General features: G+C 61.1%; 10 protein-coding genes. 9 read left to right on the forward strand and 1 reads right to left on the reverse strand.

Translation table 11 applies throughout. The features are described from left to right. Positions 1-70 precede the first annotated feature (70 nt). From AC1D08_RS13810 to AC1D08_RS13835, 6 genes are all read left to right on the forward strand, one after another. On the forward strand, positions 71-1,399 hold the full coding sequence (locus AC1D08_RS13810) for an adenylate/guanylate cyclase domain-containing protein (RefSeq protein ID WP_477305448.1): 1,329 nt from the start codon (positions 71-73) through the stop codon (positions 1,397-1,399). 177 nt (positions 1,400-1,576) lie between these two features. Then, positions 1,577-3,472: an ABC transporter ATP-binding protein gene (locus tag AC1D08_RS13815; RefSeq protein WP_457154712.1), complete on the forward strand. Its 1,896-nt coding sequence runs from the start codon at positions 1,577-1,579 to the stop codon at positions 3,470-3,472. A 50-nt stretch (positions 3,473-3,522) separates the two neighbouring features. Then, positions 3,523-5,367, forward strand: a complete 1,845-nt coding sequence (locus tag AC1D08_RS13820; RefSeq protein ID WP_477225550.1) for an ABC transporter substrate-binding protein — start codon at positions 3,523-3,525, stop codon at positions 5,365-5,367. Between the two features lie 2 nt (positions 5,368-5,369). After that, the gene (locus tag AC1D08_RS13825) at positions 5,370-6,368 is read left to right on the forward strand and encodes an ABC transporter permease (RefSeq protein ID WP_457155012.1); all 999 of its coding nucleotides are present in this window, start codon (positions 5,370-5,372) and stop codon (positions 6,366-6,368) included. Beyond that, entirely contained in the window at positions 6,365-7,546 is a 1,182-nt protein-coding gene (locus tag AC1D08_RS13830) for an ABC transporter permease (RefSeq protein ID WP_477423399.1), read from the forward strand. The genes AC1D08_RS13825 and AC1D08_RS13830 overlap by 4 nt, the downstream gene beginning before the upstream one ends. A 211-nt stretch (positions 7,547-7,757) precedes the next feature. Then, on the forward strand, positions 7,758-8,237 hold the full coding sequence (locus AC1D08_RS13835; protein WP_184872685.1) for a class I SAM-dependent methyltransferase: 480 nt from the start codon (positions 7,758-7,760) through the stop codon (positions 8,235-8,237). A gap of 251 nt (positions 8,238-8,488) precedes the next feature. Here AC1D08_RS13835 and AC1D08_RS13840 read toward each other — a convergent pair whose 3' ends face one another. Then, positions 8,489-9,904 carry a DUF5939 domain-containing protein gene (locus AC1D08_RS13840; RefSeq protein ID WP_477411696.1) on the reverse strand — a complete coding sequence of 472 codons (1,416 nt, stop codon included), beginning with the start codon at positions 9,902-9,904 and terminating at the stop codon, positions 8,489-8,491. 204 nt (positions 9,905-10,108) lie between these two features. Between AC1D08_RS13840 and AC1D08_RS13845 the strand changes: the two genes are divergently transcribed. The 3 genes from AC1D08_RS13845 (at position 10,109) to AC1D08_RS13855 (ending at position 13,031) form a co-directional block, all read left to right on the forward strand. Further along, a complete protein-coding gene (locus AC1D08_RS13845) occupies positions 10,109-10,933 on the forward strand; it encodes a hypothetical protein (RefSeq protein ID WP_477423401.1) in 825 nt (274 codons plus the stop codon). A gap of 74 nt (positions 10,934-11,007) precedes the next feature. Next, the gene (locus tag AC1D08_RS13850; RefSeq protein WP_457154896.1) at positions 11,008-11,526 is read left to right on the forward strand and encodes a GNAT family N-acetyltransferase; all 519 of its coding nucleotides are present in this window, start codon (positions 11,008-11,010) and stop codon (positions 11,524-11,526) included. A 119-nt stretch (positions 11,527-11,645) separates the two neighbouring features. Beyond that, the gene (locus tag AC1D08_RS13855) at positions 11,646-13,031 is read left to right on the forward strand and encodes a hypothetical protein (RefSeq protein ID WP_477423403.1); all 1,386 of its coding nucleotides are present in this window, start codon (positions 11,646-11,648) and stop codon (positions 13,029-13,031) included. Positions 13,032-13,035: the final 4 nt, after the last annotated feature.

A 13,035-nucleotide genomic window follows, 5' to 3' on the forward strand; every position in this document is an offset into this window, starting at 1 on the left:
TTGGATCGTTGGCGGACTGTGTTGTGGCGGATCAAAGGAGTGGCCCATCTTGGACGGGTTTGGAGATAGCATGAGCACAGAAATTTCCACCATTCTTGTGGATAAGGTTGCCGATTGGCTGACCCAATCGGCGCTCGAGGGCAACGACCTGGAAACATTGGTAAAAGGCTTTTGTGAGCGGCTGGCTGCCGCCGGCCTGCCACTGAAGCGGGTGCATCTGAGCTTTTCGATGCTTCATCCGCTTTATGACGCGCTTGGCTTCACCTGGTTTCGCGGCCAGGGCCTCGAAGTGGAAGGCTTCCGCAACGAGGGCGGCGTGCCGTCCGACAGGTTCGTGACCAGCCCATATTACCACCTGCTCAGCAACAAGCTCGACCATCTGCGGCGCCGGTTCGACCCGTCGGTGCCGTCGGAGTTTCCTGTTTTCGATGAACTCAGGCTTATGGGCGTCACCGATTACATGGCTTTCGTCCATCCCTTCAGCGGCAACACCACGCAGGGCATGATGGGGTCTTGGTCGACCGACAGTGCCGCAGGCTTCAGCGACAGCATGATTTCGGCGCTGCTGCGCATCCAGAACCATCTCGCTATCGCAACCAAGATGGCGGTCCTCACCAAGCTCGCCGACAACATGATGACCACTTATCTCGGCGGCGACGCCGGCAGGCGCGTGCTGGACGGCCAGATCAAGCGTGGTGAGGGTGATACAATCCGGGCCGCACTGGTCATGGCCGATATGCGCGGGTCGTCAAGGCTTGCCGAAACCTCCGGCCGCGAAATCTATATCGATACCCTGAACCAGTTTTTTGACGCCGTTGCCGCACCTTTCAATCGCAAAGGCGGGCAGATCATGAGTTTCATTGGAGATGGCTTCATTGCCGTCTACCCTTGCGAAAGGCACCGCTCGCAGTCCGAGATCGCCTGCCAGGCTGCTCTTGCGGCGGCGCACAAGGCCAGCGCGCGCATGATGGATCTCAATCTGCGCAGGAAGCAGCAAGGGTTGAGCGACATCGGCTTTGGTATCGGCCTGCATGTCGGCAATGTGATGTTCGGCAATGTCGGCCTTACCGACCGGCTGACATTCTCTGTCTTCGGCTCTGCTGTAAACGAGGTCCAGCGCCTCCAGACGCTGACCAAGAAATATCCGCACAGCGTTCTCGCCAGCAAAGACTTCGCCAGCTATTGCGGCACCAACAGCTGGCTGACGCTCGGCAACGAGGAACTGGCGGGCATCAAGAAGCTGACGGTGCTTTCACCCGATCTGTCGGGCGCTCTCGCGCTTGATGAAGACGGTGCGATGGAGCCGATTCACGATCGGATATCGGACGCCGAGCAGGTCATGCTGCTTCATCGCGATGCCGCCCGGCTGTCGGCGGGCGACCGGCGGAAGCTCCAGTAACCGCCACGATCTGATCCGAACGCTTTTGGTCTGCAGTCCGGTCGCCGGTTCCGTCAGGGAACTGGCGACTATTTAGAATCCAAGTTGCTCTAGGCTGGCAATGCGCTAGTCTCGCTTTTCTGGGCCTGTCGCCAGGCAGGCCGCCAGAGTGGGGCTGGTGTGAGAATGAATTCGGGTATGAATTCGGGTTTTGACCTGCTGCGGATCGAAGATGTTGGCATCTCTTTTGCCATTGTCGGGGGACCGTTGCATGCCGTCAGGCGTGCGAATCTCCGCGTCCTACCCGGCAAGGTTACAGCGCTTGTGGGCGAGTCCGGTTCGGGAAAATCGGTTCTCAGCCAGGCCGTGATGGGCATCTTGCCGAAGACGGCCCATGTTCGCGGACGTATCCTGTTTTCGGATCCTGAAAGGCCCGGCACGACGCAGGATATCCTGCAGATGCCGCGTGACGGACCTGAAATCCGGGCATTGAGAGGCAGCCGCATCGGCAAGATCTTCCAGGAGCCGATGACGTCGCTGTCGCCACTGCACACGATCGGCAACCAGGTCAGCGAATCCTTACAGATTCATACGCCCATGGCCCGGGCGGAGCGCAAGGCGCGGACCGAGGAAATGCTCGGCCTTGTCGGTTTTCCCAATCCCAAGCGCGCCTATGACATGTATCCGTTTGAACTTTCGGGAGGATTGCGTCAGCGCGCCATGATCGCCATGGCGCTTATCTGCCGGCCCGCCTTGCTGATCGCCGACGAGCCGACGACAGCGTTGGACGTCACCATCCAGGCGCAAATCCTGCAGTTGCTGCGCGAGCTTCAGACCAAGCTGAACATGGCGATGCTGCTGATCACGCACGACCTCGGCGTGGTCGCCAATGTCGCCGACGAGGTGGTGGTCATCTACCATGGCGAGATCATGGAAGCGGGACCTGTCGAGGCGATATTCCGCCGGCCAGGTCACCCTTACCTGAAGGGCCTGATGGCGGCCGTTCCGCATTTCGACCTGAAGCCTGGCGAAAGGCTAAAGGCGCTCCGCGAGGTGCCGGTGAATGTCGAGAACCTGCTTGGCAAGCAGACGGCGCCGACGTCGAAGGGGCCGGACGACATCCTGCTGTCGGTCAGGGATCTCACGAAGACTTTCACCACCCGCAAGTCCGGATGGTTCAGCGGGGGTCATCAAACCTCCGTTCGCGCCGTGGACGGCGTGAGCTTCGATATCAGGCGGGGTGAGTGCCTGGGTCTGGTCGGCGAAAGCGGCTCCGGCAAAACCACCGTCAGCAAGATCCTCATGCGGGCTGTCACCCCCAGCGGCGGCTCGGTGATCTTCAACGGCCGCGATGGACCGATCGAGGTCCTGGAAGCCGAGGGAAACGCCCTGCGCATGCTGCGCGCGAAAATCCAAATGGTCTTCCAGGATCCGGTTTCGTCGCTTTCACCGCGCATGACGGTGGAGAACATCTTGAGCGAGCCGCTCGAAATCCATCAACGTGGCAATGCCGCGTCGCGGCTCGCCATGGTCAAGAGCCTGATGCAGGCAATCGGGCTCGATCCGCGCTTCATCAAGCGTTATCCGCACAGTTTCTCCGGCGGGCAGCGCCAGCGTATCGGCATCGCGCGGGCGTTGGCGCTGGGGCCTGAACTCCTTATCTGCGACGAGCCGGTTTCGGCGCTCGATGTCTCTGTCCAGGCACAGATCCTGAACCTTCTGAAGGACCTGCAGAAGGAGCTGGGCCTGACCTACCTGTTCATATCCCACAATCTGGCAGTGGTGGACTACATGGCGGACCGCATCGCGGTGATGTGCGGCGGGCGTATCGTCGAGCTTGCGCCGCGCGAAATTCTGCTTCGGAAACCAGTCCACCCCTACACGCGCTCACTGGTCGCCGCAGTGCCTTTCCCCGATCTCGACAGGCCGATGGATTTCAAGACGCTGAAGCTCAGCGGCGCTTCCGACACCAGCGCATGGGGACCGCAGTTCCGCGACGAGGGCGAAGAGGATGTGCTGTCGCCGCTCGATCTTGGCGGCGGCCACTTGGTGCTGGCCAGACGTTCGGCCGATGTCAGCGAGCTACGCCATTGATCAGCCGGCGCACCATCCTTGGCCTCGTGGCTTCGGCATTTCTGCCGGGCATGTCGCGCGCCGGCGATCTGGAGCCGGAATTTCTTCAGCCGGAGCTGAAGGCCAGGGCGCTGCCGGCACTCGCCGAACGCCTGCCCAAGAGCCCACGCGCGGTGAATCTCGCTGCGATGGGCCGGCAGCCGGGCCAGTATGGCGGCACGCTGCGTACGATCATCGGCAGCCAGAAAGATATCCGGATGATGACGATCTACGGGTATGCCCGCCTGGTCGGCTATGACGAAAAGCTCAACATGCAAGCCGACATCCTCGAGAGTTTCGACGTGGCGGATGATCGCGTCTTCACTTTCAAGATACGGGAAGGGCACAAATGGTCTGACGGTAGCCTGCTGACGCCGGAGGATTTTCGTTATTGCTGGGAAGATGTCTGGCTCAACGATGAGCTTTCGCAAGGCGGGCTCGCCCCGGCCCTGCTGGCGGACGGCAAGCCGCCACGCTTCGAGATCGTCGATCCGTTGACGGTCCGCTATAGTTGGGATGCGCCCAACCCCGACTTCCTGCCCAAGCTCGCCGCTGCTGCGCCGCTATCGCTTGTCCTGCCGGCCGCCTACCTCAAGCAGTTCCACAAGAAATACCAGGATCCGTTCCGGCTCGCCGGCCTCATGAAGGAGAACCGGGCCCGGAAATGGACGCTCCTGCATATCCGCATGTCGCGGCAGTATCGCCCGGAGAACCCGGACCTGCCGACGCTCGATCCCTGGCAGAACCGGACCAAGCCGCCGGCTGAGCAGTTCGTCTTCGAGCGCAACCCGTTCTTTCATCGAATAGACGAGAATGGCCGGCAACTGCCCTATGTCGACCGGATTGTCATGAATGTCAGCTCGTCGACGATCATTTCCGCCAAGACCGGTGCGGGCGAGAGCGACCTGCAAAGCCTGGGAATTGACTTCACCGATTACTCCTTCCTGAAGGATGCGGAGAAGCGCTACCCGGTGAAGATGCATCTGTGGAAACGCACACAGGGTTCGCGGCTGGCGCTGCTGCCCAATCTGAATTGTGCCGACCTGGTGTGGCGTGGCCTTTTCCGTGACGTGCGCGTGCGCCGCGCACTTTCGCTGGCTGTGGACAGGCGCGAGATCAATTTGGCCGTGTTCTACGGGTTGGCGCAGGAAAGTGCCGATACGGTGCTGCCGGAGAGCCCGCTCTTCCGGCCGGAATTCGCGAAAGCCTGGGTCGCCCATGATCCCGACCAGGCCAATGCCCTGCTCGACGAGGCCGGGCTTCAGCAGCGTGGCGATGACGGGGTGCGGATACTTCCCGATGGACGCCCGGCGCAAATCATCGTGGAAACGGCCGGCGAAAGCACGCTGGAAACCGACGCGCTCGAACTCATCACCGATCACTGGCGCAAGATCGGCATCGCCCTGTTCATCCGGACTTCGCAGCGCGACATCTTCCGTAGCCGCGCGGTTGGCGGCCAGATCATGATGTCGATGTGGTCGGGCATCGACAACGGCGTGCCGACCCCCGATATGAACCCGTACCAGCTGGCCCCCACCATGGATGACCAGCTGCAATGGCCGCTCTGGGGTGCTCACTATTTGTCTCATGGCAAGATGGGTGAGGCGCCCGATCTTCCGCCTGTGGTCGAGTTGATGGCTTTACTCGCGCGCTGGAACGCATCGACCGAAAGCACGGAGCGCGCCGAAATCTGGACTTCAATGCTGTCGATCTATACCGATCAGGTGTTTTCGATCGGCACGGTGAACGGAACGCATCAGCCGGTTCTGGCATCCTCGCGGCTGCGCAATCTGCCTGACAAGGCGCTCTACGGCTACGACCCGACTTCCTATTTCGGTGTCTATATGCCGGATACATTCTGGCTTGGAGAGTCCTGAGCGTGTTTCGATATCTTGTCTGGCGTATCGCTGTGATGGTTCCAACGCTGCTGATCATATCGGCGCTGGTGTTCACGATCATCGAACTTCCCCCAGGCGACTATTTCGACAGCTATGTTGCCGAGCTTCGGGCTCAGGGCGAAGCGGTAGATTCCGACCGCATCGAGATGATGCGCAAGGAATATGGTTTCGACAAACCGGTGGTCGTTCGCTACTTCTACTGGGTCGGCGGGATGCTGCAGGGCGATTTCGGCTATTCCTTCGAATATGAGCTGCCGGTTCGCGACGTCGTCGGGGACCGAATGTGGCTGACCGTGCTGGTTTCCTTCGTCACGATCATCTTCACCTGGCTCATCGCCTTTCCGATCGGCATGTACTCCGCCACGCATCAATACAGCTGGGGCGACTACGGCCTGACTTTCTTCGGCCTTCTCGGCCTTGCCATTCCGAATTTCATGCTGGCGCTGATCCTGATGTATTTCGCCAACATCTGGTTCGGCACATCCATTGGCCATCTCATGGACCAGCAATATCTCGGCGAGCCGATGAGCTGGGCCAAGGCGAAGTCGATCCTCGCCCATCTCTGGATCCCGGTCCTGATCATCGGCACCGGGGGCACGGCAAGCATGATCCGGCGGCTGCGCGCCAATCTGCTCGATGAGCTACACAAGCAATATGTCGTCACCGCGCGCGCCAAAGGCCTTCATCCCTTCAAGGCGCTGGTCAAATATCCGCTGCGCATGGCGCTCAATTTCTTCATTTCCGACATCGGCTCTATCCTGCCGGCCATCATCTCCGGCGCCGAAATCACGGCGATCGTGCTGTCTTTGGAAACGACCGGGCCGATGCTGATCAAGGCGCTGCAAAGCCAGGACATGTATCTGGCAGGGTCGTTCCTGATGTTCCTGGCTTTCCTGACGGTCATCGGCGTCCTGATTTCCGACCTGGCGCTGGCGCTGCTTGATCCACGAATTCGTTTGCAGGGCGGTAGCACCAAATGAACACGCATTCGCCGCTGCCCGCTCCGGGTGCTCCACTGCAACACTACGTTTCCACCGCGCCCCTTGACCTGCAGTCGGTCGAGGCGATGACGCCGGAGCAGTCGAAGGTCTTCCAGGCGTCGCAGTTGCGGTTGATGTGGTGGAAATTCCGAAAACACCGGCTTGCCCTTGTATCCGGCATATTCCTGGCAGTGCTTTATTCCGGGATACTGATCTGCGAGTTCCTGGCGCCCTACAATCTGCACACGCGCAACATGGACTTCATCTATGCGCCGCCGCAGCGGGTGCGCCTGTTCCACAACGGCGAGTTCGTCGGGCCGTTCGTCTATGGCCGCGAGATGACGCTGGATATGGACACGCTCAAGCGGAACTACATTGAGAACCACGGCGATGTTCAGCGGCTCCGTTTCTTCTGCAGGGGCGACAGTTACCTATTCTGGGGCCTGATCGAAGGTGACAGGCATTTGGTCTGCCCTGCCGAAAACGGCCAGCTCTTCCTGGCCGGCACCGACAGGCTGGGGCGCGATGTGCTCTCGCGCATCATCTATGGCGCACGCATTTCGCTGACGATCGGCCTCGTCGGCATCAGTTTCAGCTTCCTGCTCGGCATCGTCATCGGCGGACTGGCCGGCTATCACGGCGGTATCTTCGACCTGATCGTTCAACGCATCATCGAAGTTCTGCAATCGATCCCCAGCATTCCGCTATGGCTGGCTCTGGCGGCGATCATGCCGATAACTTGGAGTCCGGCGGTGATCTATTTCGGCATCACCGTCATCCTCGGGCTGCTCGACTGGACCGGACTGGCGCGAGCAGTGCGTTCAAAACTTCTGGCCTTGCGCGAGGAGGATTACGTTCTGGCCGCGCAATTGATGGGCGCCAACAGCAGCCGCATCATCGGGCGGCACCTCATTCCCGGCTTCATGTCGCATCTGATCGCGACGGCGACGCTCTCCATACCCAGCATGATCCTGGGCGAGACGGCACTGAGCTTCCTTGGGCTTGGCCTGAGGGCGCCGATAACCAGCTGGGGCATCCTGCTCACCGAGGCGCGCAGCGTCAACGTGATCGCGTTCTATCCATGGCTGCTTTTGCCGATGCTCCCCGTCGTTCTCGTCATCATGGCGTTCAACTTCCTCGGCGATGGCTTGCGGGACGCAGCGGACCCCTACAAGTGAGATCGCCATTCCGCCGTGCGCCGTGCCGCCTGCTCCACCCCGGTATGACCCTTGCCGGCGGCCTGTCCGGTTGTTGCAATGTTTGCCGTTCGCCTCTATACGCGGCGAAATTCGATCGGGGTTTGGCAGGTGCCCTCGGGTTTCAGCCGCAAACCGCCCTGATCGCGGGCGTCGCCGATTTCTTGGGCTGGTTCAGGACGTACAATTTCATATGAGTCGCCTCGAGAGTTTCATCCGCAGGATGACCGCACAGCGCGACATTCTCGATCAAGTCTGTGTCGAGGTGGCGAAGATCGAGGGCCCCGTGCTCGAACTCGGCCTCGGCAATGGCCGGACGTTCCACCACCTGCGCGAGCGCCTGCCCGGACGCCGGATCGTGGCGTTCGACCGCGCACTTGCCGCACACGACAGCTCAATTCCCGACGCTGAAAACCTCGTGCTCGGCGAGATAAGCGAGACGGCGCCCAGGTTCATTGGCATCGACGCCGCTCTTGTCAATGCCGACCTCGGAACCGGCCATGAAGATCGCGATGTGGTGACCCTTAGCTGGCTTCCCGATCTGATCGCGCGCCTGCTTCGCGTCGGTGGCTTCGCGGTCAGCGGCATACCGCTCCATCACCCGCAGTTGCAACGCCTTCCGCCGCCGCCTTCGGTGCCCACCGATCGTCTATTTGTCTATAGGCGTGTGTGAGGGGCCGAGACGACCCAAAGCGCGTCGCGTTGAACGGATTCAGACGACGCGCTTTAAGTCTTTGTTTGTATGCATGTCGTTGCCCCAAAACCGGGGCCACTTTTGGGCGACATGCAGTGCAGCGGTTCACCGTTTCACGGAAACGCCGAACCCGCTCTATCTCTTTGTTTTAACGCAATTCTCCAGGGAAAGCGCCACGCGCCTCTCCCGGGAAAACCGTTTCACACTTTTCCTGGAATTGCTGCAAGTATTCAGGGGATCGTATAGACTGCTATCTCGCGCTCAATGCCGCGCAGCGAGACCTCGTGGGGCACGGGCGTCAGCGCTTTCCTGTGCAACAGATCGGCTGTCAGATTGTCGTCGACCACCGCACGAGTGGCGAAGATCGCCTGTGCGGTGGCAAGGTTCTGGACCCGCGAAGCAATGTTGACCGTCTGGCCGAAATAGTCCTGGCGCTCGTTCATGGACACGGCGATGCAGGGGCCCGCATGGACCCCGATCTTGAGCAGCAGATCTTCGCGCCCGCTCTTGTCGTTGAGCGCACGCATGGCATCGCGCATCCTGAGGGCCGCGGCAATCGCACGATCGGGCGTCGCGAAGGTCGCCATCACCGCATCACCGATCGTCTTCACCACCGCGCCTGCCTCCGCCGCGACGATCTCGTGCAGAACCTGGAAATGCTCGCGCACGAGATCGAAGGCTGAAAGGTCGCCCACCCGCTCGTAGAGCGCGGTCGATCCGCGCAGGTCGGTGAACAGGAAGGTCAGGCTGGTGATCTTCAGGCGCTGGTCGATGTCGAGCGTGTCCGCGCGATAGAGATTGCGGAACGTCTGGTTGGTGAGCAGGCGCTTGGCCGTCAGGAAGGGCCGGCGTTTGCTCAGCAAATCATGCAATGCCGGTCCGGCAATGAACACCGTCGGCAGCACGCGGGTGTCGGTCCTGTTTTCCAGCGAAATGCGCATCGGGCCGGGTTGCATCTCCAGCGTCTGGCTCTGGACATGGTCGCGGTCGAAGACCAAGGAGAGGCTTCGGCGCTCCTTTGTTGGTTCGCCCTTCGCGTCGATGAACTGCGCCGAATGGGTGACTGGCTCGAAGACGATAATGAACTCGGGCGGAAGCCGTATGGGCAGAACCGCCTTTTCACCGGGCGCAAGCTCGATACCTTCCAGCAAGAACGCTTCCATCTTTTTGGCGAAATCTTCTTCCGGCAGATCGACGCCGGACGCCCAGTAGATTTGGCGGAAATATTCCAGCAACGGCAGTTCGTGTGGATTGTGGGCAGCAATCCTGCGCACGCGGGGACTGACGGTGAATGTCACCTCGACCATCTCGTCGAGGGTCGGCGGATAGCCCTCGGCGCACAACGCGCATGTGTATTCGTCCTTCTGCAGGGTTTTCAGCGTGGCATTGGTGTCGAGCACGCCGCCACAGCCGGGGCACAGAACATTCCAGGAAATGTCGAAGATGCCCACCCGTGCTGCGTGGAGAAAGGCGCCTATGGTGCGTTCCTCGTCGAGGCCAAGCTTGCCGGCGAAGGCTGGCGCATTGATGCGGCAAAGTTCGCGGTCCTGGCCCTCCGCGATGGTTTGCTTGATCGCGTCGATTGCCTGCGGATCGACATCGGTCGATTGCCGCAGAAGCGAGAACAGATCCTGAGCTTCGTTCATCGTGCAGGCTCCGGAAAATGCGCCCCCGAGGCGTGTTGATCCGGACCGCTCTCTGGTCCGAGTCGCCATTTTACTGCGAAACTGACCGTACGGCCATTCGAATAGACAAGACTGGTGACAGTCCAATTTCCATTCAGCAGATTTTCACCGGCCGCAAGCGGCACTATGATGGTACATTGGGCATTCATTTTTGGGGCTTCTCCCGTGCCGACATCCGACAATCCGCCATTTCCCGCGGCTCTGCGCCTTTTCTCCGCAGGGGTTATCATCGTCCTGATCGTAGGCGCCGGCCTGTTTTTCGCACCGGCACTGGTCAAGCCGCGCTGGCCCTGGCCCGTCACGCCATTCAGTGCCCGCTTCCTCGGCGGCTTCTACACCGCCGAAATGGCGGTGATGGCGGCACTCTTGTTCTGGAATCGCTGGTCGCCCGGCAGGCTGGTGCTCGTCATGGCCTTCATCTTCACCGTCATCGTGACGGCGGTTTCGTTGATCAATCTCGGCTATTTCAATTTCGAGCGCAAAGCGGCCTGGCTCTGGTTCTTGGTCTATCTTGCCTCGGCCGCGGTATCCGGGCTGTTCCTGTGGCGGGCCAGGGCCCGTCCTTCAGCAAGAGGCGTGACCTTAAACCCCGCATGGCGCGGCTACATGTTGGCGGAAACGGCGATCCTTGGGCTCTATGGCGTCGGCATGTTGCTGTTTCCCGTGATGGTCAGCAGCACTTGGCCATGGCCGGTCGATCCTTTCCACGCCCAGGTCTACAGCGCCATCTTCCTCGCTGGCGCTGGCGGCGCATATCTGGTCTGGAAAAGCGCGCCGCGCGAGGAACTGCTGGTGCTTGGCCTGGCGCAGTTTCTGGTTGGCCTGCTTTCCATCCTTGGTCTCGTCATCACCGACGCTGCGGTGCATCGGATCGACTGGACGGCGCCCAAGACATTGTGCTGGCTTGCCCTTTTCGGCTGGATCGGCATCAGCGGCGTCTTCAAACTCTCCGCCGCCTCCCGCTATTTCAGCGCGCAATCGGCAGCATAGCTTGCAGAGATAGCTGGATTTTCAGGTGACGTCCGGTGCATCGTGCCGGGCCTATTGCCTTCGCCGGGAACGCCATGACCAGCACGTCATCCTCCGAGAAGATCCAACTGCAGCTCCGCGCCATCCGGCCAAGCGATGCGGAAGCGCTTTGCGCCATCTTCAACATGCCGGGCTTCCGCTGGGGCACGCTCAGGATGCCCTTCGAGATGGTGGAGCAGGTCGAGCGGCGGATCGCCAAGGCCGGCCAGGAAACCACCTGGATCGTCGCGGAGCTGGACGGCAAGGTCGTCGGCCATGGCAGCCTGGTCGTGCAGGGGTCGCCACGCCGGTCGCATATCGGCGAGATCAATATCGGCCTTGACGATGGCTTTGTCGGCAAAGGCATCGGCTCTGCCATCCTTGGCGCGCTGCTTGACGTGGCCGATAACTGGCGCGCGCTGAAGCGGGTCGAATTGACCGTCTATGCCGACAACGAACCGGCCGTCCGTCTCTACACAAGCCATGGCTTCGAGGTCGAAGGTCGGCATGTGAAGGCGGGTTTTACCGACGGGCAGTACCACGATCTGCTCAGCATGGCCCGACTGCGGTTTTGAGATCCGTTGTTTGGAGACTTGCCTGTTTTGATCGAGTTGACGATCTATGTGTGGGCCGGCCGGGTCCAGCAAGTCTGGTCTCCCTTGGCGTTTGCACCGCGAGCGGCTAGACGGGACCAATGACCGCCGTCTCTGACCCAACTGCTGCGCCTCCGGCGGAAATTCTAGCTGTGCTGTCGCTGCTCTGCCCGGAAGTCGTGCGTGATATCGAGCAGAGCTGGAATGCGCCGGTTTCCGATTACGCCCGCCATCTGTGGCGGCCGGTGGCGAGGCCTGCGTCGGGCCCGGCGATCGCTGCCCGCTCGATCCTGCGCGTCGTCCTGCATCAGCGCCTTGGTGCGATCATGCAGCCTGAAGAGATCGGCAAGGCCCTCGAAGAGTTCGAGTGCAGACCGGTGATCCAGTCCGGCCTGCACTGCCTGCTGCTGATGGACCGGATCACCTTCGATGCCCTCCTGCTTGCCTGGCTCGGCGCGGTCGAAAACGGGCTGTCGGCCTTCGTCGGCTTCATGGGAACGACGATGACCATGGAGACGAATGGCCGGGAGGGGCCGGGATGGCTCGATGTCGGCGACGACAAGGTCAATTTGTTTGGCATGGGGCGCCACAAACTGTGCCGCAAGAGCGCCTGCGTGGCCGGTCCCGTCTCCCTCAACAAGCGCGCGCTCGAAGTGGTGGGCGATGAAACGGATGCCAGCCGTTGGCTGGGCACGCTGCTTGCCAGCCAGGACAAGGCATTTGGGACCGCCGCCGATGCGCTGACCGCCCTCAACGAGGATCTGGTCGCCGATTGGGATCGTTCCGGCATGGCCCGGCCGGTCTTCATCGATGATCGGCTCGCCGCAGCCGCCATGGCGCGGCATCTGGAAAACGACGGCAGCCTTCTTTCCAGGCTGCTCATCGAGCCGGCAAGGCGCCAGCGTCTCGACCATGCCTTGCAAGAGGCGGCATCGGGCCCATTTGGCAGATTCCTGCCCAATAGCACGGCCTATTTCTGGGGCATCCGCGAGGAACGCGTGCGCAAGCTGGTGCTCGAGAACGGGCTGTTGATCGAGCCTGACAGGCCGCATGGTCTCTCCATCCCGTTCGAGCGGCCGCATCTCAGGCAGGCGCTGCTGGACGGCGTGCTGCTGCCGAACCTGTTCCTGATGTTCCTCGTCCTTGCCATCTTGCCGCGCGTGCGGGTTGTGGGCGGCCTGAGACAGATTGGCTATGTAGCGCTTTTCCACTCGATCCTGCTGGCTGCGCTAGACGAAAACGCGCCGGAAGAGCGCGATCTGGCTGCGGAGCTGCAGGTTCGGGAAAATGCCTGGGGCATGCGGGTCATCGATGAAAAGATCTCGGTCCGCGAGCAGCTTGCCGGCCTGCCGGAAGGGGCGCTTTTCCCGGATTTGCTCCGGCAATACCGATTGCGGACCTTTGCCGAGACGACCGACGACCTGAAACTGGTTCGCGAAAACGCCCGATGGCGCAAGATCGGCCAGGCAGGCATCAGGGCGACCTGACATT

This window comes from Mesorhizobium sp. P2_E6 (genome assembly GCF_056403835.1).